Annotated in this window: 23 protein-coding genes and 1 tRNA gene; 6 read left to right on the top strand and 18 right to left on the bottom strand. The window is 68.8% G+C overall.

Annotated elements, in window-relative coordinates:
- Positions 1-162: 162 nt before the first annotated feature.
- Together LZ017_RS02090 and LZ017_RS02085 are read left to right on the top strand one after the other, a co-directional pair.
- The gene (locus tag LZ017_RS02090) at positions 163-984 is read left to right on the top strand and encodes a pyruvate, water dikinase regulatory protein (protein ID WP_241298386.1); all 822 of its coding nucleotides are present in this window, start codon (positions 163-165) and stop codon (positions 982-984) included.
- A complete protein-coding gene (locus LZ017_RS02085) occupies positions 981-1,859 on the top strand; it encodes a DMT family transporter (protein WP_241298385.1) in 879 nt (292 codons plus the stop codon). The genes LZ017_RS02090 and LZ017_RS02085 overlap by 4 nt, the downstream gene beginning before the upstream one ends.
- Before the next feature lie 36 nt (positions 1,860-1,895).
- Here LZ017_RS02085 and LZ017_RS02080 read toward each other — a convergent pair whose 3' ends face one another.
- The 16 genes from LZ017_RS02080 to rpsB all read right to left on the bottom strand — a co-directional run bounded on the left by LZ017_RS02080 (position 1,896) and on the right by rpsB (position 17,123).
- A complete protein-coding gene (locus LZ017_RS02080; protein ID WP_241298384.1) occupies positions 1,896-2,669 on the bottom strand; it encodes an RNA methyltransferase in 774 nt (257 codons plus the stop codon).
- Entirely contained in the window at positions 2,666-3,295 is a 630-nt protein-coding gene (gene rnhB, locus LZ017_RS02075) for a ribonuclease HII (RefSeq protein WP_241298383.1), read from the bottom strand. Before rnhB ends, LZ017_RS02080 begins: the two co-directional genes overlap by 4 nt.
- A gap of 77 nt (positions 3,296-3,372) precedes the next feature.
- The gene (gene lpxB / locus LZ017_RS02070; RefSeq protein ID WP_241298382.1) at positions 3,373-4,590 is read right to left on the bottom strand and encodes a lipid-A-disaccharide synthase; all 1,218 of its coding nucleotides are present in this window, start codon (positions 4,588-4,590) and stop codon (positions 3,373-3,375) included.
- Between the two features lie 4 nt (positions 4,591-4,594).
- Positions 4,595-5,377: an acyl-ACP--UDP-N-acetylglucosamine O-acyltransferase gene (lpxA, locus tag LZ017_RS02065; RefSeq protein ID WP_241298381.1), complete on the bottom strand. Its 783-nt coding sequence runs from the start codon at positions 5,375-5,377 to the stop codon at positions 4,595-4,597.
- Positions 5,378-5,391: 14 nt separating this feature from the next.
- Positions 5,392-5,847, bottom strand: coding sequence for a 3-hydroxyacyl-ACP dehydratase FabZ (fabZ, locus tag LZ017_RS02060; RefSeq protein WP_241298380.1), 456 nt, complete (start codon positions 5,845-5,847; stop codon positions 5,392-5,394).
- Positions 5,844-6,908 carry a UDP-3-O-(3-hydroxymyristoyl)glucosamine N-acyltransferase gene (gene lpxD / locus LZ017_RS02055; RefSeq protein ID WP_374109864.1) on the bottom strand — a complete coding sequence of 355 codons (1,065 nt, stop codon included), beginning with the start codon at positions 6,906-6,908 and terminating at the stop codon, positions 5,844-5,846. The genes fabZ and lpxD overlap by 4 nt, the downstream gene beginning before the upstream one ends.
- On the bottom strand, positions 6,905-7,414 hold the full coding sequence (locus LZ017_RS02050; RefSeq protein WP_241298379.1) for an OmpH family outer membrane protein: 510 nt from the start codon (positions 7,412-7,414) through the stop codon (positions 6,905-6,907). The genes lpxD and LZ017_RS02050 overlap by 4 nt, the downstream gene beginning before the upstream one ends.
- On the bottom strand, positions 7,414-9,717 hold the full coding sequence (bamA, locus tag LZ017_RS02045; protein WP_374109863.1) for an outer membrane protein assembly factor BamA: 2,304 nt from the start codon (positions 9,715-9,717) through the stop codon (positions 7,414-7,416). Before bamA ends, LZ017_RS02050 begins: the two co-directional genes overlap by 1 nt.
- Before the next feature lie 9 nt (positions 9,718-9,726).
- Positions 9,727-11,097 carry an RIP metalloprotease RseP gene (rseP, locus tag LZ017_RS02040; protein ID WP_241298377.1) on the bottom strand — a complete coding sequence of 457 codons (1,371 nt, stop codon included), beginning with the start codon at positions 11,095-11,097 and terminating at the stop codon, positions 9,727-9,729.
- Complete coding sequence (locus LZ017_RS02035) at positions 11,094-12,290, bottom strand: 1-deoxy-D-xylulose-5-phosphate reductoisomerase (RefSeq protein ID WP_241298376.1); 1,197 nt, start codon at positions 12,288-12,290, stop codon at positions 11,094-11,096. The genes rseP and LZ017_RS02035 overlap by 4 nt, the downstream gene beginning before the upstream one ends.
- Before the next feature lie 23 nt (positions 12,291-12,313).
- Positions 12,314-13,153: a phosphatidate cytidylyltransferase gene (locus LZ017_RS02030; RefSeq protein ID WP_241298375.1), complete on the bottom strand. Its 840-nt coding sequence runs from the start codon at positions 13,151-13,153 to the stop codon at positions 12,314-12,316.
- Positions 13,154-13,885 carry a polyprenyl diphosphate synthase gene (gene uppS, locus LZ017_RS02025; RefSeq protein WP_308194054.1) on the bottom strand — a complete coding sequence of 244 codons (732 nt, stop codon included), beginning with the start codon at positions 13,883-13,885 and terminating at the stop codon, positions 13,154-13,156.
- Between the two features lie 15 nt (positions 13,886-13,900).
- Positions 13,901-14,461 carry a ribosome recycling factor gene (frr, locus tag LZ017_RS02020; protein WP_241298374.1) on the bottom strand — a complete coding sequence of 187 codons (561 nt, stop codon included), beginning with the start codon at positions 14,459-14,461 and terminating at the stop codon, positions 13,901-13,903.
- Between the two features lie 58 nt (positions 14,462-14,519).
- Positions 14,520-15,230 (bottom strand): UMP kinase, encoded by a 711-nt coding sequence (gene pyrH / locus LZ017_RS02015; RefSeq protein ID WP_241298373.1) that lies wholly within the window; start codon positions 15,228-15,230, stop codon positions 14,520-14,522.
- A gap of 121 nt (positions 15,231-15,351) precedes the next feature.
- Positions 15,352-16,254, bottom strand: coding sequence for a translation elongation factor Ts (gene tsf / locus LZ017_RS02010; RefSeq protein WP_241298372.1), 903 nt, complete (start codon positions 16,252-16,254; stop codon positions 15,352-15,354).
- Between the two features lie 122 nt (positions 16,255-16,376).
- Positions 16,377-17,123 carry a 30S ribosomal protein S2 gene (gene rpsB / locus LZ017_RS02005; RefSeq protein WP_241298371.1) on the bottom strand — a complete coding sequence of 249 codons (747 nt, stop codon included), beginning with the start codon at positions 17,121-17,123 and terminating at the stop codon, positions 16,377-16,379.
- A 224-nt stretch (positions 17,124-17,347) separates the two neighbouring features.
- Here rpsB and LZ017_RS02000 point away from each other — a divergent pair, with 224 nt between their 5' ends.
- From LZ017_RS02000 to LZ017_RS01990, 3 genes are read left to right on the top strand one after another with little or no spacing between them, the layout of a single operon-like run.
- Positions 17,348-18,724 (top strand): amidase, encoded by a 1,377-nt coding sequence (locus LZ017_RS02000; RefSeq protein ID WP_241298370.1) that lies wholly within the window; start codon positions 17,348-17,350, stop codon positions 18,722-18,724.
- A gap of 2 nt (positions 18,725-18,726) precedes the next feature.
- Positions 18,727-19,917, top strand: a complete 1,191-nt coding sequence (locus tag LZ017_RS01995) for an FAD-binding oxidoreductase (protein WP_241298369.1) — start codon at positions 18,727-18,729, stop codon at positions 19,915-19,917.
- Between the two features lie 46 nt (positions 19,918-19,963).
- A complete protein-coding gene (locus LZ017_RS01990; protein WP_241298368.1) occupies positions 19,964-21,508 on the top strand; it encodes an NAD(P)H-hydrate dehydratase in 1,545 nt (514 codons plus the stop codon).
- Between the two features lie 22 nt (positions 21,509-21,530).
- On the opposite strand, the gene rnr is transcribed toward LZ017_RS01990, so the two are convergent.
- Positions 21,531-23,975 (bottom strand): ribonuclease R, encoded by a 2,445-nt coding sequence (rnr, locus tag LZ017_RS01985; protein ID WP_241298367.1) that lies wholly within the window; start codon positions 23,973-23,975, stop codon positions 21,531-21,533.
- Between the two features lie 27 nt (positions 23,976-24,002).
- On the opposite strand from rnr, the gene LZ017_RS01980 reads away from it, so the two are divergent.
- A tRNA-Leu gene (locus tag LZ017_RS01980) sits at positions 24,003-24,087 on the top strand.
- Positions 24,088-24,304: 217 nt separating this feature from the next.
- Here LZ017_RS01980 and LZ017_RS01975 read toward each other — a convergent pair.
- Positions 24,305-24,826 carry a phosphoribosyltransferase gene (locus tag LZ017_RS01975; protein ID WP_241298366.1) on the bottom strand — a complete coding sequence of 174 codons (522 nt, stop codon included), beginning with the start codon at positions 24,824-24,826 and terminating at the stop codon, positions 24,305-24,307.
- Between the last annotated feature and the right edge of the window lie 2 nt (positions 24,827-24,828).

The raw sequence follows: 24,828 nt of genomic DNA, 5'->3' as shown, positions 1-24,828 counted from the left end.
ATCCCGGCGCGCAGCATCGCCCGATTTCTGATCGGTTGTGATGGGGGGCGGAGCGCGTTCATCGGGGGCATGGATTGAAACTGGCGGGAATTCTACGGGTTCGCGCCCTTAAGATGCGATCAGGCCTTCTTCAGCGCGGGGCGCCAGAGCCCCACTGTCACCATGACCCAACGCACCGTGTACTTTGTCTCGGACGGCACCGGCATCACGGCCGAGACCTTCGGCAACTCCATCCTGGCCCAGTTCTCGATCAAGCCGCGCCATGTGCGCCGCCCCTTCGTCGACAGTGTCGACAAGGCCCGCGAGGTGGTCGACGAGATCAACGAGACTGGCCGGCGCGAGGGCGAGCGGGCCATCGTGTTCGCCACCCTGGTCAACCGCGAGGTGCTGGAGGTGGTGCGCAGCCGCTGCGAAGGCATGGTGATGGACATGGTGGGCACCTTCATCGAACCGCTGGAGCAGGAGCTGCAGCTCAAGTCCAACCACCGCGTCGGCCGCTTCTCCGACGTGGCGCGCAGCCAGGAGTACCACGACCGCATCGAGGCGATCAATTTCTCGCTCGCCCACGACGACGGTCAATCGGCCAAGAACCTGGACCGCGCCGACGTGATCCTGGTCGGCGTGAGCCGCTGCGGCAAGACGCCCACCTCGCTGTACCTGGCGATGCAGCACGGCATCAAGGCCGCCAACTACCCGCTGATCCCCGAGGACTTCGAGCGCAACGTGCTGCCTTCCATGCTGATGCCGCACAAGAGCAAGTGCTTCGGGCTGACCATCGACCCCGAGCGCCTGTCGCAGATCCGCAATGAGCGCCGCCCGGGCAGCAAATACGCCGACCTGGTGAACTGCCACTACGAGGTGCGCGAGGCCGAGACCATGATGAAGAAAGCCGGCATCGCCTGGCTCTCCTCCACCCACAAGTCCATCGAGGAAATCGCGACCACCATCCTGCGCGACATCCGTCCGGACAGGCTGATCTATTGAGCGCCGCCGCATTGGCCCTGGTGCTGGCCGCCGCGCTGCTGCATGCGCTGTGGAATCTGGGCGCGAAGAAGGCGCAGGGCAACCATCACTTCGTGCTCGCCAGCTCGCTGGGCGTGGCGCTGCTGTGGCTGCCGGTCGCCGTCTACGTGGGCGTGGATGAGCTGCCACGCTGGGGCTGGCCTCAGTGGGCCGCCACGCTGCTGAGCGCGGCGCTGCACCTGGCCTACTTCAATGCGCTGCTGGCTGGCTACCGCGCCTCCGACATGACTGTGGTCTACCCGGTCGCGCGCGGCAGCGGGCCGTTGATCTCGTCGCTGGTGGCCCTGGTGCTGCTGGACGAGCACCTGGGCGTCTATGGCGCGTTGGGGCTGGCCGGCGTGGTGGGCGGCATCCTGCTGATCGCCGCGGGCCCGGCCTTGCTGGCGCGCGGCGACGCCGAGCAGCAGCGGCGACGCAAGCTGGGCCTGCTGTGGGGGCTGCTTACCGGCGCCACCATCGCCAGCTACAGCGTGGTCGACGGCTATGCGGTGAAGATGCTGGCCGTTTCGCCGCTGCTCTACGACTACCTCTGCAACCTGTTGCGCGTCCCGCTGGCGCTGCCGCCGGTGCTGCGCGACCGCGGCGGATTCTGGCCAGCGCTGCGGCGGCAATGGCCTTACGCGCTGCTGGTCGCCGCGCTCAGCCCGCTGGCTTACATCCTGGTGCTGTACGCGATGCAGCTGGCGCCGCTGTCTCGCGTGGCACCGGCGCGCGAGCTGTCCATGCTGGTGGCGGCGCTGCTGGGCGGACAGCTGCTGGGCGAAGGCGAGCGCGGCTGGCGCCTGGCCGGCGCCGTGCTGATCGCCGCTGGCGTGGTGGGGCTGGCGGCGTCCTGAGCGCCAAGGGGCGCCCGGGGCGCCGCTCGCTCGGGCTCAGGCCAGCCGCTGGCGCGCGCTCTCGTAGAGGCAGATGGCCGCCGCGCTGCCGACATTGAGCGATTCCTCGCCGCCGGGCTGCGGAATGCCCAAGGTCAGCGAGCAACGCGCCATCAACGCCGGCTGCACGCCCTGCCCTTCATGGCCCATCACCCAGGCACAGGGCCGGGGCAGGCGCACCTGGTGCAGCTGCTGGGCCGCATGCGAGCTGGTGGCCAGCAGGGGCAGCTGCAGGCGCGACAAATCCTCCGGGCCCAGGCCCTCGACCAGGCGCAGCGCGAAGTGCGCCCCCATGCCGGCGCGCAGCACCTTGGGCGACCACAGCGCGGCCGTGCCTTTGAGCGCCAGCACCTGGCCGAAGCCCAGCGCCGCGGCGCTGCGCAGAATGGTGCCCACGTTGCCGGCGTCCTGCAGGCGGTCCAGCACCACGCTGTCCACGCCCGGGGTCAGGTCTTGCGTCGCTGGCAGCGCCAGCTCGAAGCCGATCTGCGCGGGAGATTCCAGCCCGGAGACGGTCTTGAACAGCGCCGACGACACGACCAGCACCCGCGGCGCCCGCTCGGCCAGCTCGCGCAGCGCGGGCTGCTGCGCCGCTTCCTCGGTGATCAGCGCCAGCTGAGGGCCGAGCCCGCGCTGCAGCGCGGCACGGCCGAGGTGGTCGCCTTCCAGCCAAACGCTGCCCAGCTTGCGGTAGGCGTTGCCGTCCTGCGCCAGCTTGCGCAGGCGCTGCAGTTGCGGGTTGTCGCGGGCGCTGATGGGCTGCCAGGTCATGATGGGGCTCCGGAAAGCGAGGGGATCGCCAGCAGCTCCCGCACCGGCCCGAAGCTGCGCCGGTGCCAGGCGCTGACGCCGTGGGCGCGCAGCGCCTGCAGGTGCTCGGCGGTGGGGTAGCCCTTGTGGGTGGCGAAGCCATACTGAGGCAGGGCCTCATGCCACTGCAGGCAGAGCCGGTCGCGGTGCACCTTGGCCAAGATGGATGCGGCGGAGATGGCGGCCACCTTGGCGTCGCCCTTCACGATGGCCTCGGCGGGCACCTTCAGCACCGGGATGCGGTTGCCATCGACCAGCACCTTGGCCGGCGGCAGGCGCAGGCCCTCCACCGCACGGCGCATCGCCAGCATCGTCGCCTGCAGGATGTTGAGGCGGTCGATCTCTTCGACGCTGGCCTCCGCGATGCAGCAGCACAAGGCCTTGGCGCGGATCTCGTCGAACAGCCGCTCGCGCTTCTTCTCGCTCAGGGCCTTGGAGTCGCCAAGCCCGGCGATGGGCGCCTGGTCGTCCAGGATCACCGCGGCGGCGACCACCGGGCCGGCCAGCGGACCGCGGCCGGCCTCGTCGACGCCGGCAATCAGACCCACACGATCCCAGGCCAGGCCGAGTTGCTCAGGCGCGGGCATGGCGGATCTCCAGGAAGCTCGGCCCACCCGACCGGGCACGAAGCCCGCGGCGCGCCGGGAACACCGGCCTCGGATCCTCAGCGCTGCAGCAGATTTGCGATGGCATCGCCGGCACGTTGCGCGGTATTGCAGCGCAGCAGTTCATGTTGTTCGACAAAGCGCTGCTGCACCCGCGCATAGCGCGCCGGATCGTCCAGCCAGGCCAGGCCCTCGCGGGCCAGATTCTCGGGCGTGCAGTCCTGCTGGATCAGTTCGGGCACGAGGAATTCGCGCGCCAGCACATTGGGCAGCCCCACCCAGGGCTGCAGGGCCTTGCCGCGCATGCGCCAGGCGTTGAGCCAGTGCAGCTTGTAGGCGATCACCATGGGGCGCTTGAACAGCGCCGCCTCCAGCGTCGCGGTGCCGCTGGCCACCAGCGTGACGTCGCAGGCCGCCAGGGCCTCGTGCGAACGGCCGTCCAGCAGGGTCAGGGGCAGGTCTTGCCCATGGGCCTGCTGCAGCGCACGGGCCATCTCCATCAGCCCGGGCGCGACCGGCAGGATGAAGCGCAGATCGCCGCGCGCCTGCGCCATCCGTCGGGCCGCCTGCAGCAGCGGCGGCGCGATGTACTTCAGCTCCGAGCGCCGGCTGCCGGGCAACAGAGCCACGACCGGTCCGCCGGACGAGCCCTCAGCGAGGCCCAGCGCCACGCGCGCCGCCGCCTGGTCGGGCCACAGCGGAATGCGATCGGCGAGTGGATGGCCCACATAGGTGGCCCCGATGCCGGCGCGCTGCAGCAGTTCGGGCTCGAAGGGGAACAGGCACAGCACATGGTCGCAGCTGGCCTTGATGGTCTGCACGCGCTCGGGCCGCCAGGCCCAGATGGATGGGCAGACGAAGTGCACGGTCTTGATGCCGGCCTCGCGCAGGCGGCGCTCGAGGCCGAAGTTGAAGTCCGGCGCATCGACGCCGACGAAGACCGAGGGCGGGTCGGCGATCAGCCGGTCGCCGAGCTCGCGGCGTATGGCGAGCAGTTCGCGGAGGTTCAACAGCGCGTCGACATAGCCGAAGATGGACAGCTTGTGGCTGGGCCACCAGGCGGTGAAGCCAAGCTCGGCCAGGCGCGGGCCGCCGATGCCGCAGGAGAGCAGCCCGGGCCAGCGCTCGCGCAGACCCTGCAGCAGCAGGCTGGCCAGCAGATCGCCCGAGGCCTCGCCGGCCACCAGGCCCAGCGTGGGCGCGGCCACGGCGGCAGACGGCGGCGCGGCGGACGACGACCCGGCGAAGCCGGCTCCGCTGGGTTCGGTGCCGTTCATCCGTTCAGCGGACGATGCCGCGTTGGGCGCTGGCCAGGAAGTCCAGCATCTGCTGAACCTCGGCATCCCCGCCCTGCCCGCGCAGCTCGCCGATCGCGGTGAGGGCCTGCTCCAGCGTCAGGCCGTTGCGGTAGAGCAGCTTGTGGATCTGCTTGACGACGGCGATCCGCTCGGACGTGAAATCGCGCCGGCGCAGCCCCACCAGGTTGAGCCCGCGCGCGGCCAGCGGATGGCCGTCCACCATCATGAACGGTGGCACGTCCTGCGCCACATGGGCCTGGAAGCCCACCATCGCATGCGCGCCGATGCGCATGCGCTGCAGCACGCCGGTCAGGCCGCCGATCGTGGCCCAGTCATCGACGCGGACGTGGCCGGCCAGCGTCACGCCATTGGCCAGCACGCAGTGATCGCCCAGCACCACGTCATGGGCCAGATGCACATAGGCCATGACCCAGTTGTCATCGCCGACACGCGTCTCGCCACGGTCCTGCACCGTGCCCACGTTGAAAGTGCAGAACTCGCGCACCGTGTTGCGGTCGCCGATCACCAGCGTGGTCGGCTCGCCGGCGTACTTCTTGTCCTGGTTGGCCGCGCCGATGGAACTGAACTGGAAGAAGCGGTTGTCGCGGCCGATGGTGGTATGGCCTTCGATCACCACATGCGGGCCGACCACCGTGCCGGCGCCGATCTTCACGTGAGGACCGATCAGCGTGTAGGCACCGACCTCGACCGACTCGTCCAGCTCGGCCGCCGGGTCGACCAGCGCGGTGGGATGGATGCGCGCCATCGCGGAGCTCTCCGTCAGGCCGCCGGCAGCTGGCGCATGGTGCACATCAGCTGCGCCTCGGCCGCGACCTCCTCGCCGACCCAGGCTCGGCCATGGAACTTGTAGATGCCGGCCTTGGCACGGTCCAGCACCACTTCCAGGCGCAACTGGTCGCCCGGCTCGACCGGGCGCTTGAAGCGCGCGCCATCAATGCCGGCGAAATAGACCACGCTGTTCTCATCGAGCTCGGTACCCGTGCTCTCCAGCGCCAGCAGCGTCGCCGCCTGGGCCATCGCCTCCAGGATCATCACACCCGGGAACACCGGGCGATGCGGGAAGTGGCCGTTGAAGACAGGCTCGTTGATGCTGACGTTCTTCAGCGCCAGGATGCGACGCCCCTTCTCGATCTCCAGCACGCGGTCCACCAGCAGGATGGGATAGCGATGCGGAAGCATCTTCAGGATGCGGTGGATGTCGATCAATGCTTTCATGGGTTGCTCTTCTTTTCCAGCGCACGCAGCCGCTGGCGCAGGTCATGCAGCTTGCGCAGCGTGGCCGCGTTCTTTTCCCAGTTCGCGTAGTTGTCGAAGGGGAAGTGGCCGCCGTAGTTGCCGGGCTGGTGGATGCTGCCTGTGATGACCGCGGTGGCGGTCACATTGACATGGTCGGCGATGCTGATGTGGCCCTTGACGCGCGCGGCGCCGGCCAGCGTGCAATAGGCACCGATCTTGGCGCTGCCGGCAATGGCCACCGCGCCGGCGATCGCGGTACGGGTGCCGATCTGCACGTTGTGCGCGATCTGCACCAGGTTGTCGATCTTCACGCCGTCGGCGATCACGGTGTCGCCCAGGGCGCCGCGGTCGATGCTGGTGTTGGAGCCGATCTCGACGTCGTCGCCGATGCGGACCGCACCGAGCTGCTCGATCTTCACCCAGACCACACCGCCCTCGCCCCGGGTCGGTGCGAAGCCAAAGCCGTCGGAGCCGATCACCGTGCCGCTGTGCACCAGGCCGCGCGCGCCGATGCGGCAGTCATGGCCCAGCACCACATGGGGCGCGAGCCGCGTGCCCTCGCCCACCTCGGCGTCGTGCTGCACCACGCAATGGGCACCAATGCGGGCGCCGCGGCCGATGCGGGCGCCAGATTCGATCACCGCATAAGGGCCGATCTCGACGTCCTCGCCCAGCACCGCATCCGGCGCGACGACCGCGGTCGGGTGCACCGAAGGCGTGGGCCTGGGCTTGCGCATGTTCGCCACCCACCACTGGGTCAGGCGCGCGAAGTACAGGTAGGGATCCGGCGTGACGATGGCGCAGCCCTGGCCGCCCCGGCGCGCCGCGGCCGCCTCGGCCATCGCCGGCGCGACGATCACGCAGGCGGCGCCGGTGCTGTCCAGCTGCGAGCGATAGAGCGGATTGGCCAGGAAAGAGATCGCGTCGGGGCCTGCTTCGTCCAGCGGGGCCACGCGCGACACCTGGGTTTCACCCGCACCAAGAAGATCGCCGCCCAAGGCGGCGATCAGATCCTGGACGCAGACCTGCCGGATGTTCACTTCTGTGCATTCAGCGTATCGATCACCTTCTTGGTGATGTCGATACGGTCGCTCGCATGGATGGCGTCCTGCAGGATCAGGTCGTACTTTTCCTTCTCGTAGATCGCCTTGATCACGCGGTTGGCCTTGTCGACGACCGTGGCCAGCTCTTCGTTCTTGCGCTGGTTCAGGTCTTCCTGGAACTCACGGCGCTTGCGCTGCAGATCGCGGTCCTGCTCGATCAGGTCACGCTGGCGACGGCCGCGCTCGGCTTCGGACAGCGTGGGGGCTTCCTTCTCCAGCTTCTCGGCGGCGCTGCGCAGCTTGCCTTCGGCGTCCTTCAACTCCTTGTCGCGGCGACCGAACTCGGCCTCCAGCTTGGCACCAGCGGCCTTGGCCATGTTGGCCTCGCGCAGCACGCGGTCGCTGTTGACGTACCCGATCTTCAATTCCTGGGCCTGGGTCGCCAGGGTCGTCGCCGACATCAGGGCGGCCAGAGCCACCGTCTTCAACAGCTTGCTGTTCATCAGAATGCGTTCCCGATCTGGAATTGGAATTTCTCGATTCTATCCGTGCCCTTCTTGCGAATCGGCACACCATAGCTCAAACGCAGGGGGCCCATCGGCGAGAGCCAGCTGATGCCGATACCGCCCGAGGAGCGGATGTCCGACGCGCTGAGCTTTTCGTTGGAGCCCCAGACATTGCCCATGTCCACGAAGCCGAAGAGGCGGAAGCTCTTGTCGTTGCCGGTGCCGGGAACCGGCACGTAGAGCTCGGCGTTCAGGTTGAACTTGCGGTTGCCGCCCGAGTAGGAGCCCGTGATGTCCACCGGGCCCAGCGAGCCGGCCTCGAAGACGCGCACCGAGCCCAGGCCGCCGGAGTAGAAGTTCTTGAACAGCGGGAAGGGCCGGCTGCCCAGGCCGCTGCCCCAGGCGATCTCGCCGTTGAGCATCAGCGAGAACTTGCGCGTCAGCTGGAAGAACTCCTGGTGCTGGACGTTGGCGATCGCGTAGCGTGCATCGCCAATGGGACTGAGTTCAAGGTTGACGCGCTGGTAGCGGCCGGCCGTCGGCGTGATCACGCTGTCGCGGTTGTCGCGCTTCCAGCCCACGGTCAGCGGCACCGCTGAACTGCTGGCGCCGAAGGTGTGACGGTACAGCCAGTACGAGAACGGCAAGCCGCGCGAGGTGGTGATGCGGGTGTTCTCGTAGCCGATGCCGAAGAAGACCGTGTCCTCTTCCGAGAAGGGCACACCGAACTTGACCGAGCCGCCCACCGTCGCCAGCTGGTACTCCTCACCCAGGGTGTTGATCGGCTTCACGGTGCGGTAGAACACGTCCAGACCGCGCGAGACACCGTCCACCGTGAAATAAGGATCCACGGTGGAGATGGCCAGCGCGCGACCGGTGCGCGCGGTGTTGACCTGGATGCCCAGGTAGTTGCCCGAACCGAAGGCGTTGTCCTGCTGGATGGAGCCCGACAGCGACAGCTTGCTGGCGCTGGAGTAGCCGGCACCGACGGTGATGTTGCCGGTCGGACGTTCGGTAACGGAGATGGTCACATCCACCTGGTCCGGCGAGCCGGGCACCTCGGTGGTGTCGATGTTGACGTCCTTGAAATAGCCCAGGCGCTCGACGCGGTCGCGTGAGTTCTTGATGCGCTGTCCGTCGTACCAGGCGGACTCGAACTGACGGAACTCGCGGCGGATGACCTCGTCCCGCGTGCGCGTGTTGCCCGAGACCAGCACGCGGCGCACGTAGACGCGGCGCTGCGGCTCGCCGACGAAGGTCACGACCACCTGGCCGGTGGCGCGATCAATTTCCGGCCGGCTCTCGACGCGCGCGAAGGCGTAGCCGAAGGTGCCGTAGAGGTCCTGGAAGTTGCGCGTGGTCTGCGCCACCGCCTCACCCTGGTAGGCCTGGCCGGGCTTGAGTGCGATCAGGCGCTTGAACTCCTCGTCGCGGCCGAGGAACTCGCCTTCGAGCTTGATCGCGCTGACCGTGTAGGGCTGGCCCTCGTGCACGGTGACCGCGATGCTGATGCTCTGCTTGTCCGGCGAGATCGTGACCTGCGTGGACTCGACGTTGAACTCCAGATAGCCGCGGTTCAGATAGTAGGAGCGGATGGTCTCCAGGTCCGCGTTCAGCTTGGTGCGGCTGTAGCGGTCGGTCTTGGTGTACCAGGTCAGCCAGCCGCTGGTGGTCTGCTCCAGCAGGCCCAGCAGCGTGCCTTCGGAGAAGACCTTGCTGCCCAGGATGCGGATCTCCTTGATCTTCGCCGGCTCGCCCTCGGTGACCGAGAAGCTCACATTGACGCGGTTGCGCTCCAGCGGCGTGATCGTGGTCGTGACCTCGGCGCCGTAGAAGCTGCGCGTCAGGTACTGGCGCTTCAGCTCCTGCTCGGCGCGGTCGGCCAGGGCCTTGTCGAAGGGCTTGCCTTCGCCGATGCCCACGTCCTTCAGCGACTTGTTCAGCGCCTCGGTGTCGAACTCCTTCAAGCCCGCGAAGCTGACGTTGGCGATGATGGGCCGCTCTTCGATCACCACGACGACGGCCGTGCCGTCGATGTTGATCTTGACGTCCTTGAACAGGCCGGTCGCGAACAGCGCACGCAGCGCGGCCGCACCCTTGTCATCGTTGTAGGTGTCGCCGATGCGGAAAGGCAGGCTCGCGAACACCGTGCCCGGATCGGTCCGCTGCAGGCCCTCGACGCGGATGTCTTTCAGGACGAAGGGCTCGACGGCCCAGGCGGCGCCCGCGTGCAGGACAGCGGCCAACGCCGCCACGTAACTCAAGGTCGGGCGCATACGCATAGGCGAAAGTGGGGACATGCGGAAGCTTCAGTGCAGACCCAGCAAGCGGGTCAGGTCGTTGGAAAGGGCCAGGCTCATCATCAGCAGCAGAACAGCGACGCCAACGCGCTGAAGCTGCTTGTGCCACCACTCGGAGACGGGGCGGCCGCTCAAGCCCTCGAAAAGATAATACATCAGGTGTCCGCCATCGAGCATGGGCAGCGGGAGCAGGTTCAGCACCCCCAGGCTGACGCTGACGAGGGCCAGAAAGCCCAGGTACTGCGTCAGTCCCATGCGCGCGGACTGGCCGGCGTAATCGGCGATGGTCAGCGGGCCGCTGAGGTTCTTCAGCGAGGCCTCGCCGATCACCATGCGGCCCAGGGTCTTCAGGGTCAGAACGCTGAGGTCCCAGCTGCGCTGCACGCCTTGCCGCAGGCCCTCAAAGAAGCCGTAGCGCACCTGCACGGTCTCCGGTCGCGAGCCCAGCTCCGCGTCGATGCGACCGATGCGCTGGCCATTGAGCTCAAGCGCGCGCGGCAGCACCTCCAGGTCCACCAGCTGTCCGCCACGCTGGACCTGCCAGCGCATGCGGCGACCCTCGCCCTCCTGCAACGCTTGGCGCACGCGCTCGCGCGCCTGCGCCCCGTCGACGATGGGCTGACCATCGATGCTCAGCACGCGATCTCCGGCGCGCAGCCCCGCGCGGTCGGCCGGACCGGCCGCCTTGATCTCACCCAGCACCGGCTCGCTGTAGACGCCGCCCAGCCCCAACTGACGCATCAGCGAGGCATTCATCTCGCGACCCGGCAGGCGGTCGATGTCCAGCTGCACCGCGCGCCGGCCATGCCCCTGCGCGTTGCTGAGTTCCAGCTGCAGCGGCCGGCCTTCGGCCACCGCCTGGGTCAGGCGCCAGTTCAGATCGGCCAGCGAGCGCAGCTCCTCCCAGTTCTGCCCGTCCCAAGACCAGGACTGCGCCCAGTCGCCGGCGCGCACACCGGCGCGCTCAGCCAAACTGCCGGCCGGCGGCGAGGCCAGCAAGGGCTTCAGTTCCTGCTGGCCCAACCAGCCCGAGGCCGCGAACAACAGCACCGCCAGCACCAGGTTGGCGGCCGGCCCGGCGGCCACGACGGCCGCGCGCTGCCACAGCGGCTTGGTGTTGAAGGCCTGGTCGCGCTCCTGCGGCAAGACCTGACCCTCGCGCTCGTCCAGCATGCGGACATAGCCGCCCAGCGGAATGGCGCTGAGCGTGAACTCGGTGGCGTCGGGGTGGCGCTGGCGGCGCCACAGCACCTTGCCAAAGCCCACCGAGAAACGCAGCACCTTGACCCCGCAGGCCCGGGCGACCCGGTAATGGCCCCATTCGTGCACCACGATGAGCACGCCCAGGGTGACGACAAAGGCCAGGGCCGACGAGATCACGATCGCAGCTCCTCGATCAGGGCCTGGGCGTGGCGGCGGGCCCGGGCGTCCAGTGCCATCAGGCCCTCGACGCTGGCGCACTCGTCGCGCGTGGCCTGCAGCGCTTCGAGCGTCTCGCGGTTCACGCGGTGAATCAGATCGAAGCGCAGGCCGCCGTCCAGGAAGGCGGCCACCGCCTCCTCGTTGGCCGCGTTCAGCACCGCGGTCGCCCCCTCGGCGGCGCGCAGCGCCTGCCAGGACAGGAAGAGACCGGGGAAGCGTCGCTCATCAGCCTCCTCGAAGCTCAGACCGCGACCACTCAGCAGGTCCAGCCGGCTGGCGCCCGATTCGACGCGCTCCGGGAAGGACAGCGCATAGGCGATGGGCACGCGCATGTCCGGCGTGCCCAGTTGCGCCAGCACCGACTGGTCGCGACACACCACCATGGAATGAACAATGCTCTGCGGATGGATGAGCACGCGGATCTGCTCGGGCGCCAGATTGAACAGCCAGCGCGCTTCAATGACTTCCAGCGCCTTGTTCATCATGGTGGCCGAATCCACCGAAATCTTGCGCCCCATCACCCAGTTGGGGTGGGCACAGGCCTGCGCCGGCGTGACCGCCGACAGCGTGGCCGGATCGCGCTCGCGGAACGGCCCGCCGGACGCGGTCAGCACGATGTGGTCAATGCGCCGCGCCCAGGCGCTGCGATCCTCGGGCAGGCACTGGAAGATGGCCGAATGCTCGGAGTCGACCGGCAGCAGCGTCGCGCCGCCCTGCTCCACGGCCTGCATGAACAGCGCGCCGCCAAGCACGATGGCTTCCTTGTTGGCGAGCAGCAGTCGCTTGCCACCGCGCGCCGCGGCGATGGCCGGAGCCAGCCCGGCGGCACCGACGATCGCGGCCATCACCACATCGGCATCGGGATGGCCGGCGATCTCGGCCAACGCCGCCTCGCCGTCCAGCACCTCGGTACGCAGGCCAGCCTCGCGCAGCAGCACACGCAGCTGCGCGGCCAGTGCGCAGTCCGGCAGCACGGCGAAGCGCGGTTGCCACTGGCGGCACTGCGCGGCCAGTTCGTCGACGCGGCTCATCGCGGACAGCGCGAACACCTCGAAGCGCTCCGGGTGCCGACCCAGCACGTCCAGCGTGTTCGTGCCAATCGATCCGGTGGAGCCCAGCACGACGACGCGCTGCTTGCGAGAGGGGGTCATGATCGGAACTCGACGGAAAGAGGCTAGAGGCTGCTGATCGCCATCGCCAGCGGCAGCACCGGCAGCAGCGCGTCGATGCGGTCCAGCACGCCGCCATGGCCAGGCAGCAGCGCGCTGCTGTCCTTGGCACCGACGGCACGCTTGACCAGGGATTCGAACAGATCCCCGACGACGCTCATCGCACCCAGGAAAACAAGGGCCAGCAGCGCCACCGGCAACACCTGACCCTTCAGCAGCAGCTGATAAAGGCTCACGGAGTCGACCGCGACACGGGCGTCAATGAACCGCGCCCAGAGCACGGCCAGCAGCAGCACGCCCAGCAGGCCGCCGATCGCGCCTTCCCAGCTCTTGCCGGGACTGATCGCGGGCGCCAGCTTGCGGCGGCCGAAGGCCTTGCCACAGAAGTAGGCGGCGATGTCCGCCATCCAGACCAGGCAGAACACCGACAGCAGGAAATTGATGCCGCGCGCGCGCGCCTGCGCCAGCGCCAGCCAGGCCGCCCACAGCAGCAGCACGCCCAGCGCCAGGCGCAGCGCCCGCGGCAGACGCGGCCAGCCCGTCGGCCCCAGGCTCAGCGCCCGGGCACCGCCCAGCACCCACAGGCCGCCGACCAGCCACCAGACCCAACCCGGCGCCGCCTGCAAGCCCAGGCCGGACAGCGCCGCCGCGCAGGCCAGCGCGACCGCGGCGCCCAGCGCCAGCGCGGCGCCCTGCCCCAGGCCGTTGAGCCTCCCCCATTCCCAACCGGCCGCGGCAATCATCGCCAGGGTCAGCAGAGCGAACGGCAACGGACTGGCGGCAAACAGCGCCGGCAGCAGCAGCGCCAGCAGCACGAGCGCGGTGATGATGCGGGTACGCAGCACTCAGGCTCCTTGGGCCACCGGCTGGGGATTGACGCCGCCGAAGCGGCGGTCGCGCGTCCGGAAGGCCTGGATCGCGGCGTCCAGTTCCGCCTCGCCGAACTCCGGCCACAGACAGTCGGAAAACACGAACTCGGTGTAGGCGGCCTGCCAGAGCAGGAAGTTGCTGATGCGGATCTCGCCGCCGGTGCGGATGAAGAGATCCGGGTCCGGCGCATAGCTCATCGCCATGAATTCGGACAGCTTGGCCTCGGTGAGCGCGTCCGCCGGCACGCCGGCCGCGATGGCTTTGCGGCAGGCCTGGACAATGTCCCAGCGGCCGCCATAATTGAAAGCCACGTTGAGCGTCAGCCGGGTGTTGTGCTCGGTGCTGCTCTCCGCCTCGTTCCAGGCGGCACGCAGCTTGTCCGACACCGCCTCGCGGTCACCGACGATGCGGATGCGCACCCCCATGTCGCCCAGGCGGGCCAGATAGCGCGACACCGCGGCCAGCACCAGGCCCATCAGGCCCGACACCTCGTCGCTGGGGCGCTTCCAGTTCTCGCTCGAAAACGCGAAGACGGTCAGGTACTCGATCTCGCGGTCCAGGCAGGCCTGGACGATGCGCACCAGGGCGTCCACGCCCTGCTTGTGGCCGAAGAAGCGCGGCAGAAAGCGCTTCTTGGCCCAGCGCCCATTGCCATCCATCACGATGGCCACATGGCGGGGCACGGCCGCCTTGTCTAGGTTCTGCACGGGAACGGCCGGAAATCAGACGGCCATGATCTCGGCTTCCTTGGCCGCGATCAGCTTGTCGATGTCGGCGATCACGCGGTCGGTGAGCTTTTGCACCTCATCCTGGCTGCGGCGCTCGTCGTCCTCGGTGATCAGCTTGTCCTTCTGCAGCTTCTTCGCCTGCTCGTTGGCGTCGCGGCGCAGGTTGCGCACGGCCACCTTGGCATCTTCGCCGGCGCCCTTGACCACCTTGGTCAGCTCCTTGCGGCGCTCCTCGGTCAGCGGGGGCAGCGGCACGCGGATCAGGTCGCCCTGCGCGGAGGGGTTCAGGCCCAGGTCCGACTCGCGGATGGCCTTCTCGATCTTCGCGCCCATGCCTTTTTCCCAGGGCTGCACGCTGATCGTGCGGGCGTCCAGCAGGCTCACGTTGGCCACCTGGGAGATGGGCACCATGGAGCCGTAGTAGTCCACATGCACCTGGTCGAGGATGCCGGGGTGGGCCCGGCCGGTGCGGATCTTCTGCAACTCGTTCTTGAAGGCCTCGACGGACTTGGCCATCTTGGCTTCGGCGTTCTTCTTGATGTCAGCGATGCTCATGTCTTGACCTCTCTCATTGCGTTGCCGCGCGGGCAGATGCCTCAACGCGGCAGGACGCTCAAACGTGCACCAGCGTGCCCTCGTCCTCGCCCATCACCACGCGCTTGAGCGCACCGGGCTTGAAGATGGAGAACACCTTGATCGGCAGCTTCTGGTCGCGGCACAGCGCGAACGCGGTGGCGTCCAGCACCTGCAGGTTCTTGATGATGGCTTCGTCGAAGCTGATGCGGCTGTAGCGCGTGGCGCTGGGATCCTTCTTGGGATCGGCCGTGTAGACACCATCCACCTTGGTGGCCTTGAGCATCACCTCGGCGCCGATCTCGGCGCCGCGCAGCGCGGCGGCGGTGTCGGTCGTGAAGAAGGGGTTGCCCGTGCCCGCGGCGAAGACCACGACCTTGCCCTCTTCCAGGTACTGCAGCGCCTTGGGGCGCACATAGGGCTCGACCACCTGCTCGATGCCGATGGCGGACATCACGCGCGCGGTCATGCCCTCCTGGCGCATGGTGTCCGCCAGCGCCAGCGCGTTCATCACGGTGGCCAGCATGCCCATGTAGTCGGCCGTCGCGCGGTCCATGCCCACGGAGCCGCCGGCAACGCCGCGGAAGATGTTGCCGCCGCCGATCACGACCGCGACCTCCACACCCAGCTGGGTCACTTCCTGGATCTCGCGCACCATGCGCACGATGGTGGCGCGGTTGATGCCATAGGCATCATCGCCCATCAGGGCCTCACCGGAAAGCTTGAGCAGGATGCGTTTGTGCGCGGGCATTGTCACCTCTTGAATACAGCGATGGGGGTGCTGCGCGAGCGGGGGCATTGCGATTCCCGCCTTCGGCGCAGGCACAAGTGTAAAGGGCGCCAGAGGCGCCCCTTGTTTCCGAAGATGAAGCTCAGGCTCCCTTGGCGGCTTCGGCGGCAGCCTTCTGCGCCGCCACTTCGGCCGCGAAGTCGTCCACCTTCTTCTCGATGCCTTCGCCGACCACGTAGAGCGTGAAGCTCTTCACCTGGGTGGCCTTGTCCTTCAGCATCGCGCCCACGGTCTGCTTGCCGTCGGCGGCCTTCACGAAGACCTGGTCCAGCAGCGACACTTCCTTCAGGTACTTCTGAACAGAGCCTTCGACCATCTTGGCGACGATCTCGGCCGGCTTGCCGGATTCGGCGGCCTTCTGTTCGGCAATGGAGCGCTCCTTGGCGACCAGATCCGCGGGCACCTCAGCGGCGGACAGCGCGGCCGGCTTCATCGCCGCCACGTGCATCGCCACGTCCTTGGCGGCCACGTCGTCACCGTCGAAGGCCACCATCACGCCGATGCGGGTGCCGTGCAGGTAGGACGCCAGCTTGGTGCCTTCATAGCGCTTGAAGCGGCGGATGCTCATGTTCTCGCCGATCTTGCCGATCAGGCCCTTGCGCACATCCTCGACCGTGGGGCCGAAGCCGTCCTGCGACAGCGGCAGCGCCGACAGCGCGTCGATGTCGGCGGGGTTCTTCTCGGCGATCAGGCCGGCCAGCGAGTTCACGAAAGCCAGGAAGCTGTCGTTCTTGGAGACGAAGTCGGTTTCGCAGTTGACTTCGATCAGCGCACCGGCACCACCCACCACGGCCGCGGCGACGATACCTTCGGCGGTGACGCGCGACGCCGCCTTGCCGGCCTTGTTGCCCAGCTTGACGCGCAGGATTTCTTCCGCACGGCCCAGGTCGCCCTCGGCCTCGGTCAGCGCCTTCTTGCACTCCATCATCGGGGCGTCGGTGCGGGCACGCAGTTCGGCCACCATGCTTGCGGTAATTGCTGCCATATCAATCTCCGGTTGTTCGGATCCGGGCGGTCTGGCCGGCGGATCCTCAAAATCTGAATCAGCTTAGAAAAAGGGGGCTGTAGCAGCCCCCTCGTCAGACCCGTGCGGGCTCAGGCGGGCGCTCAGGCGCCTTCGCTGACTTCCACGAACTCGTCGCCGTCGGCGGCCACGGCCTGGGCCAGCTCTTGCGTGGCGTTGGCACGGCCATCCAGCACGGCGTCGGCCACGGCCTTGGCGTACAGCGCCACGGCCTTGGCGGAGTCGTCGTTACCCGGGATCACGTAGTCGATGCCCTCGGGCGAGTGGTTGGTATCCACCACGCCGATCACCGGAATGCCCAGCTTCTTGGCTTCAGCCACGGCGATCTTGTGGTAGCCGACGTCGATCACGAACAGCGCGTCGGGCAGCGCACCCATGTCCTGGATGCCGCCAATGTTCTTCTCGAGCTTGGCGATGTCGCGCTTGAACAGCAGCGCTTCCTTCTTGATCGCGGGCTGGGTGCCAGCCTCGACCTGGGCCTGCATGTCCTTCAGGGACTTCAGCGAGGTCTTCACGGTCTTGAAGTTGGTCAGCGTGCCGCCCAGCCAGCGCTGGTTCACATAGGGCATGCCGGCGCGCAGCGCTTCCTCGGCGACGATGTCGCGGGCCTGGCGCTTGGTGCCGACCATCAGGATGTTGCCGCGCTTGGCCGACAGCTGACGCACGAACTTCAGGGCTTCCTGGAACGCGGGCAGCGTCTTTTCCAGGTTGATGATGTGGATCTTGTTGCGATGGCCATAGATGAAGGGGGCCATCTTGGGGTTCCAGAAGCGGGTTTGGTGACCAAAGTGGACACCGGCTTCCAGCATTTCGCGCATCGTCACGGACATGGGTAACTCCGAAGGTTGGTTCTAAAATCCGGCACGAATTGCAACGAAGCTCACGAACTTTTGCGGCGATCCCGCCTTGTTTCCGCTTGCGTCGCAACACCTTTCGACAGCCGGGTTTGCGATTCGCTTTGCCTGGGACCCCTGCCACCCCACCCTGGGAATCCCTTCCCGGGAAGCGGGCATCGAAGGTCCGATCAGCAAAACCCAAAGAGTATACACCATCCATGCCCCATGACCTGACAGCCGCCCTGCAGCAGATGCGTCAGGGCCAGACCTCAGCGTCCGAGCTGATGTCGCAGAGCCTGTCCATCGCCCGCAGCCCGGCCTGTGCGTCGGCCTTCGTGCGCCTCTTCGCAGAGCCGGCTTCGGCGCAGGCCGATTGCGTTGATCGCCTGGTTCGCGCGGGCGCCCCGCTGCCGCCGCTCGCCGGACTCGCTGTCTCCATCAAGGACTTGTTCGACGTCGCCGGCCACCCCACGACGGCGGCCTCCGCGTCGCTGCGGGACGCCGCGCCGGCAGCGGCGGATGCGCCGGCCGTGGCGCGACTGCGCCAGGCCGGCGCCGCGCTGCTGGGCCACACCCACATGAGCGAGTTCGCGTTCTCCGGCGTGGGTATCAATCCCCACCACGGCACGCCGGGCAACCCGGTCACCCACGCGCTGGACGGGCGCACGCGCATCCCGGGCGGCTCCAGCTCGGGGGCCGCCGTCAGCGTCGCGACCGGCGCCGCCTGGGCCGCGCTGGGCAGCGACACCGGCGGCTCGCTGCGCATCCCCGCCGCGCTGCAGGGCCTGGTGGGCTTCAAGTGCAGCGCGCAGAGCACCCCGCGCGAAGGCTGCATCCCGCTGTCCACCAGCCTGGACACCGTCGGCGCGATCACGCGCTCGGTGCGCGATGCCCGGCTGCTGCACCATGTCCTCGCCGCCCAGCCCGCCCCGACGCGGATCGCAGGGCGGCCACTCGCCGACCTGCGCCTGGCCGTGGTCCGGGAGCTGATGCAGGACGAGCTGGAGCCCGGCGTCGCCATGGCCTTCGAACGCGCGCTGGCCCTGCTGCGCGCCGCCGGCGCGCGCATCGCGGAGGTCTCGCTCGCCGAGGCCTTCGTGCGGCTGCCTGCGCTGCAGGCGCAGGGCGGACTCACCGCCGCGGAGGCTTGGGCCTGGCATCGCCGCCGGCTGGCCGAGCGCGAAGCGCTGTACGATCCGCGCGTCGCGCTGCGCATACGGCGCGGCGAATCCATCAGCGCCGCCGACTACATCGATCTGTTGCGCGAGCGCCGTCTCTTCATCGCGCAGATGCACGAAGCCATCGCCGGCTTCGATGCTCTGCTCAGCCCCACCGTCCCGATGCATGCCCCCGAACTGGCTCCGCTGCTGGAGTCCGATGCCTTGTTCTTCGCCACCAATGCGCGTCTGCTGCGCAATCCGGCCATCGTCAACCTGCTCGACGGCTGCGCGATCTCGCTGCCCTGCGAGGCCCCCGGCGAGCTGCCGGTCGGACTGATGGCCTGGACCCTCAACGGCCGCGACGACGCGCTGCTGGGCGTCGCAGATCAGCTGGAGGCCGCGCTGGCCCCGACCACCGGCCGTGGAGTGCACTGAGCATGCGGGTTGCCATCGTCGGTGCCGGACTGGCCGGCATGTGCTGCGCTCACGAGCTGGCCCAGGCCGGCCACGACGTGCAGGTTTTCGAACGCAGCACGGGCGTGGCCACCGGTGCGAGCTTCGCGCCGGCCGGCCTGATCGCGCCGGGTTGGCTGGCGGCGCAGCCGGACCTCGGCGCACTGCAATGGACGGACCGCCCACGCCATGCCGCCTGGCGCTGGAGCCAGTGGCGCCACAAGGCCGAAGCACCCGGCGCGCTGCATGAGCTCGCGGCGCTGGGCCGCGAGCGCCTGGCCGAGCTGAAGCGTCAGCTGCAGCCCGAGTACGAAGAATCCCACGGCCTGCTGCTGCTGTGGCGGCGCGAGCGCGACCTGCAGCAGGACCAGCCGCTGTTGCAGCGACTGGAACGCCAGGGCCATGCGCTGCGCCTGCTCGACGCCCAGGCCTGCCGAGAGATCGAGCCCGGCCTCGCGCCGGAGCTGACCCTGCACGCCGGCTTGCATCTGCGCCAGGACGAGTCCGGCAATGCGCGCCAATTCGTGCAGGCCTTGCGCGGCGCGCTGCAGCAGCTCGGCGCCGGCCTGCATCTGCAGGCCGAGGTGCAGGGGCTCGAGCCCGGCCCCAGGCCGCTGCTGAAGCTGGCGGACCGCAGCCTGGAGTTCGACGCCGTCGTGCTCTGCGCGGGAGCCGGATCGCCCGCGCTGCTGGCCGGCCTGGGCTTGCAGCTGCCCCTGGCACCGGTGCACGGCTACACGCTGACGGCCCCGCTGCGTCAGTTGGAGGCCCATCCCGACCTGGGCCCCAAAGCGGCTCTGATGGACATGCAGCAACGCGTCGCGCTGACCCGCCTGGGCCAGCGCGTGCGGGTCAGCGGCGGCCCCGAACTGGGCGGCGACGCCGAGCAGTTGGGCGAGAAGCCGCTGGCGCGCCTGCAGCGCGTGCTGGACGATGTCTTTCCCGGCGCCCAGCAGCATGGCTCCGTGCAGCGATGGAAATGGCAGCGCGCCTTGCTGCCCAGCGGCCTGCCGCTGATCGGCGCGAGCGGCAAGCCCGGCATCTGGCTCAACATCGGCCACGGTGAACACGGCTGGATCCTGGCCCTGGGCGCAGCCCATCTGCTCGCCCAGCGCATCCAGCAGCAGCCCACCGCCATCGACACGCAAGCGCTGGAACCCGCGGCGCTGCACTAGGGCTCGCGCGCACGACGGCAAAGGGGGCGTGGACTAGAGTAGGCGCATGCAACTCCTCCTCTCCGACGCCCAGCTGCCCGGGCACGACCACCCCTTGCTGGGCGTGGCCACCAGTCGCCAGCTGGAACAGCGCCTGCAGGCCTCACTGCCAGACCATGCCCTGATCGAGCGCGCCGGGCTTGCGCTGGCCAAGCTGGCCCTGGCGCTCGCACCGCAGGGGCGCATGATCTGGCTGCTCTGCGGCCCCGGCAACAATGGCGGCGACGCGCTGATCGCCGCGCGCCACCTGCAGGAGGCGGGGCGCCGAGTACAGGTCCGGCACATCGGCGCCAGCGCGTCGGCACCGCCTGACGCCCGCCATGCGCTGGCACGGGCGCTGGCCGCTGGCGTGCCCATCCAGCCCGGCCCCGCCGAGATACCGGCGGATTGCGAACTGGTGGTCGACGGCCTGCTGGGCTTGGGCACCGACCGACCGGCCGCGGGCGCGCTGGCCGAAGCCATCCAACACATCAACGCCCGCCCGGCGGGGGTGCGCGCGTTGGCCGTGGACCTGCCCAGCGGGCTGCACGCAGGCACCGGCGCCTGCCTGGGCGACGCGGTGCGCGCCGACCACACGCTGTGCCTGCTGAGCCTGAAACCGGGACTGTTCACCGCCGAGGGGCGCAGCCGCTGCGGCACGATCTGGTTCGACGCGCTGGGCGCCCTCCCCGACGCCGCGGGCCCGCCCGAGGCCCTGCTGAGCGGCCTCGCGGCACTGTCGACCTGGCAGCAACGCCATGCACGCAGCCCGAGCAGCCACAAGGGCCGCCAGGGCGACGTGCTGGTGCTGGGCGGCGCCAGCGGCATGAGTGGCGCCGTCGGGCTGGCCGGAGCCGCCGCACTGGCGGCTGGGGCCGGGCGCGTCTACCTGAGCCCGCTCGATGCCCAGGGCACGGGCCTGCCGCGCCCCGAGCTGATGCTCTGGCGCGCCGAGCGCTGGGACGATGTGTCGGCCTGGCAAGACCTGACCCTGGTCTGCGGCTGTGGAGGCGGCAGCGCGGTGACCCAACGCCTGCCCGCGCTGTTGCGCGCGGCGCGCCGACTGGTGCTGGATGCCGACGCGCTGAATGCCGTGGCCGCCGCCCCCGCGCTGCGCGAGCTGCTGGCCCTGCGCCGTGCGCGCGGACAGGCCACGCTGCTGACGCCGCACCCGCTGGAAGCCGCCCGGCTGCTGGACTGCGATGCCGCGGCGATCCAGCATGCCCGCCTGGACGCGGCGCGCCGGCTCGCCCTGCGCTTTGGCGCCACCGTGGTGCTGAAGGGCTCCGGCAGCGTGATCGCCTCCCCGGCGCCCCTGCCCCCGCGGATCAACGCCAGCGGTGGCGCGGCGCTGGCGACCGCCGGCACCGGCGATGTGCTGGCCGGCTGGCTGGGAGGCCTGTGGGCTCAGCAGGCGGCCCAGTGCCACGACAGCGCGGCCGGCTCCGCCGAGCAGGCCCTGCTCGAACTGGCCTGCGCCGGCGTGGCCTGGCATGGCCTGGCCGCGCAGGGCTGGCGCGGTCCGTTGCGTGCCGCCGACCTGATCGAGCGCATGGCCCGGCTGCACCGCTGAGCCCTGCGCGGGGCCTTGCCCCTCAGCGCTTCTTGCGCGCCGGCTTGGTCTCGCCCCGCTTCACCGCGCGTCCCGCCTTGGCGGCGGCCTGGCGCACCACCACCGGATGGCTGGCCTTCAGCGTGGCGCGGCGCTGCGCCTTCAGTGCGCGATCGGCGCGCTGGACCTCGTCCAGCGCCTCGCTCGCCCGCGTCGCCGCGGGCGGCGCGTCGGCGGCCGGATCGGCCGCCTTGCGCGCCTCGCGCTCGGCGGCCTTGCCAGCCCGCTTGTCGGACTTCCGCCCGGCGCCACGCCCGGCAGCCCGGCCTTCGGACGACTTGCCGCTGGCGCCGCTGCGCTGGCGCAGTTCATCGGCTTCGCGCACCAGGCGGAAATCGATGCGCCGGCCATCCAGGTCCACGCGGCTGACCTGCACCTGGACGCGCGTGCCGACGTGATAGCGGATGCCGGTGCGCTCGCCGCGCAGCTCCTGGCGCACCTCGTCGAAGCGGAAGTACTCGCCTCCCAGCTCGGTGATGTGGACCAGCCCCTCGACGAACATCGCGTCGAGCTGGACAAACAACCCGAAACCGGTGACCGCGCTGACCGTGCCGCTGAACTCCTCGCCCAGGTGTTCGCGCATGTAGCGGCACTTGAGCCAGGCCTCGACGTCGCGCGAGGCCTCGTCGGCGCGGCGCTCGTTGGCGCTGCAGTGCGCGCCGACGATCTCCCAGCGTTCCTGTTCGGTGCTCGCCGCCATCGGGTTGTGCGGCTTGGCCGGGCCGGAGCGCTTGCTGATCAGGGGCTTGGCGGCAGCCATCTTGTGCGCGTCCAGGTGGTAGCGCTTACCGGCCAGGATCCCCTTGATCACGCGATGCACCAGCAGGTCTGGATAGCGCCGGATCGGGCTGGTGAAGTGCGTGTAGCCCCCGTAGGCCAGCCCGAAGTGGCCCGAATTGGCCGGCGTGTAGATGGCTTGCTGCATGGAGCGCAGCAGCATGGTGTGGATCTGCTGCGCGTCGGGTCGCTCCTTCACCGCCTTGGCGATGGCCTGGAACTCGCCCGGGCTGGGGTCGTCGCTGATCGACAGGCCCACGCCCTGCGCGCGCAGATAGGCCTGCAGGGCCATGCGCTTCTCGGGCGTCGGCCCCTCGTGCACGCGGTACAGCCCCTGGTGCTTGTTGTGGCCGATGAAATCGGCCGAGCAGACGTTGGCGGCCAGCATGGCCTCCTCGATCAAGCGGTGAGCCTCGTTGCGCACGCGCGGCACGATCTTCTCGATGCGGCCGTTCTCGTCGCAGACGATCTGCGTTTCGACGGTGTCGAAGTCCACCGCGCCGCGCTTCTCGCGCTGCGCCAGCAGCGCCCGGTAGACCTCGTGCAGATGCAGCAGATGCGGCACCAGCGCGCTTCGCTTGGCGGCTTCGGGTCCATGGGTGTTGGACAGGATGGCCGCGACCTCGGTGTAGGTGAAGCGCGCATGCGAGCAGATCACCGCCGGGTAGAACTGGTAGGCATGGATCTCACCGGCCTCGGTGATCAGCATGTCGCAGACCATGCTGAGCCGGTCCTGCTCGGGGTTGAGCGAGCACAGGCCGTTGGAGAGTTTCTCCGGCAGCATGGGAATCACGCGGCGCGGGAAGTACACCGAGGTGGCGCGCTCGTAGGCATCGGCGTCCAGCGGCTCGCCGGGCTTCACGTAGTGGCTCACGTCGGCGATCGCGACGATCAGGCGCCAGCCCTTGAACGCATTCTTGCCGCGGCCCTGCTTGTGCGGCTCGCAGTAGACCGCATCGTCGAAGTCGCGCGCGTCCTCGCCATCGATGGTGACCAGAGCCACGTCGCGCAGGTCCACGCGGTGCTTCATGTCCACCGCGCGCACCTTGTCCGGCAGCTTGGCCGCCTGCGCCAGCGTCTCGGCGCTGAAGGCATGCGGCACCTCGTACTTGCGCACCGCGATCTCGATCTCCATGCCGGGGTCGTCGATCTCGCCCAGCACCTCGGTCACGCGGCCCACCGGCTGCGAGTACAGCGACGGCGGCTCGGTCAGCTCCACCGCGACGACCTGGCCGGCGGTGGCATTGGCGATCGCGTTCTTCGGGATCAGGATGTCCTGGCCGTAGCGCTTGTCCTCGGGCGCGACCAGCCAGATGCCCGACTCCAGTAGCAGCCGGCCGATGATGGGCTTCTTGCGCCGTTCCAGGATCTCCAGCACCTTGCCCTCGGGACGGCCGCGCTTGTCGTAACGCGTGACGCGCACGCGCAGCCGGTCGCCATGCATCACCGCATGCATCTCCTGCGCGGACAGCACGATGTCCGGACCATCTTGTTCGCTGATCAGGAAGCCGTAGCCGTCGCGGTGACCTTGCACCACGCCTTCCACCTCGCTCAGCAGGCCCGCGGCCTTGGAAGAATTGTCGGTGGCGGGGCTTGTGTGTTGTGTCGTTTTGATATTAGAATCCTTTTCTTTCCTGAGACGTCCAAGCAAATCTTCTTGATTTTCTCTTGGAACCTTGCCCAGGTGGCGGAATTGGTAGACGCACTAGTTTCAGGTACTAGCGGGTAACTCCGTGGAGGTTCGAGTCCTCTCCTGGGCACCAAATTCGATGAAAGCCAGCGCAAGCTGGCTTTTTTCTTTTCCGGCGGCCGCATCCCGCTTGCGCAGTGCGTGCAACACCCAACCCGGACCGGCCGGGCCCCTTCCCTCGGAGCCCGCCGCTTGCGGCAGAACGGTGTTCACATCGGCAGCCATTGCATCCATTCTAGGGACCGAAACAAGAAGCCGGCTTCGAGGAGCCGGCTTTTTGCATTTCCACGTCAGATCGCGAACTTCTTCGCCAGCGCATCGGGGCGCAGCGAGTCGTAGTCCTCGAAGGGCTGGTGGATCCAGGGGCTGGTCTCCAGCAGCTCGACGTAGTAGTCCGGCGTGTAGGCCGAAACACTCTTGGTCCAGATCACCGCGGAACGCAGCTCGGTGATCGCGGGCATGCCGCGCAGACGCTCGACCACGGCCTTCAGCGTGACGCCGGAGTCGGCCAGATCGTCGACCAGCAGCACGCGGCCGGCCAGCTCGCCCTTGGGCATGGTGATGTACTTGGCCATATCCAGGCGGCCCTGGATGGTGCCCGCCTCGGCGCGGTAGGAGCTGGTGGACATGATGCCCAGCGGCTTGTCGAACACGCGCGACAGCACGTCGCCCGGGCGCATGCCGCCGCGGGCCAGACACAGGATCTGGTCGAACTCCCAGCCGGAGTTGTAGACCTTGAGCGCCAGGCGCTCGATCAGCAGGTGGTATTCGTCCCAGGACACATACAGATGCTTGCCGTCGTCGGTCAACATGG

This window comes from Pelomonas sp. CA6, assembly GCF_022549225.1.
Classification (GTDB): Bacteria; Pseudomonadota; Gammaproteobacteria; order Burkholderiales; family Burkholderiaceae_C; genus Roseateles.
This window is presented reverse-complemented; position numbering and strand designations above follow the sequence as displayed.

Excerpts from the sequence above, each read along its gene's own strand:
- LZ017_RS02090 (WP_241298386.1), top strand. The coding sequence starts at position 163 with ATGACCCAACGCACCGTGTACTTTGTCTCGGACGGCACCGGCATCACG.
- LZ017_RS02080 (WP_241298384.1), bottom strand. The coding sequence starts at position 2,669 with ATGACCTGGCAGCCCATCAGCGCCCGCGACAACCCGCAACTGCAGCGC.
- rnhB (WP_241298383.1), bottom strand. The coding sequence starts at position 3,295 with ATGCCCGCGCCTGAGCAACTCGGCCTGGCCTGGGATCGTGTGGGTCTG.
- lpxB (WP_241298382.1), bottom strand. The coding sequence starts at position 4,590 with ATGAACGGCACCGAACCCAGCGGAGCCGGCTTCGCCGGGTCGTCGTCC.
- lpxA (WP_241298381.1), bottom strand. The coding sequence starts at position 5,377 with ATGGCGCGCATCCATCCCACCGCGCTGGTCGACCCGGCGGCCGAGCTG.
- fabZ (WP_241298380.1), bottom strand. The coding sequence starts at position 5,847 with ATGAAAGCATTGATCGACATCCACCGCATCCTGAAGATGCTTCCGCAT.
- LZ017_RS02050 (WP_241298379.1), bottom strand. The coding sequence starts at position 7,414 with ATGAACAGCAAGCTGTTGAAGACGGTGGCTCTGGCCGCCCTGATGTCG.
- bamA (WP_374109863.1), bottom strand. The coding sequence starts at position 9,717 with ATGTCCCCACTTTCGCCTATGCGTATGCGCCCGACCTTGAGTTACGTG.
- LZ017_RS02035 (WP_241298376.1), bottom strand. The coding sequence starts at position 12,290 with ATGACCCCCTCTCGCAAGCAGCGCGTCGTCGTGCTGGGCTCCACCGGA.
- frr (WP_241298374.1), bottom strand. The coding sequence starts at position 14,461 with ATGAGCATCGCTGACATCAAGAAGAACGCCGAAGCCAAGATGGCCAAG.
- pyrH (WP_241298373.1), bottom strand. The coding sequence starts at position 15,230 with ATGCCCGCGCACAAACGCATCCTGCTCAAGCTTTCCGGTGAGGCCCTG.
- tsf (WP_241298372.1), bottom strand. The coding sequence starts at position 16,254 with ATGGCAGCAATTACCGCAAGCATGGTGGCCGAACTGCGTGCCCGCACC.
- rpsB (WP_241298371.1), bottom strand. The coding sequence starts at position 17,123 with ATGTCCGTGACGATGCGCGAAATGCTGGAAGCCGGTGTCCACTTTGGT.
- LZ017_RS02000 (WP_241298370.1), top strand. The coding sequence starts at position 17,348 with ATGCCCCATGACCTGACAGCCGCCCTGCAGCAGATGCGTCAGGGCCAG.
- LZ017_RS01995 (WP_241298369.1), top strand. The coding sequence starts at position 18,727 with ATGCGGGTTGCCATCGTCGGTGCCGGACTGGCCGGCATGTGCTGCGCT.
- LZ017_RS01990 (WP_241298368.1), top strand. The coding sequence starts at position 19,964 with ATGCAACTCCTCCTCTCCGACGCCCAGCTGCCCGGGCACGACCACCCC.
- LZ017_RS01975 (WP_241298366.1), bottom strand. The coding sequence starts at position 24,826 with ATGTTGACCGACGACGGCAAGCATCTGTATGTGTCCTGGGACGAATAC.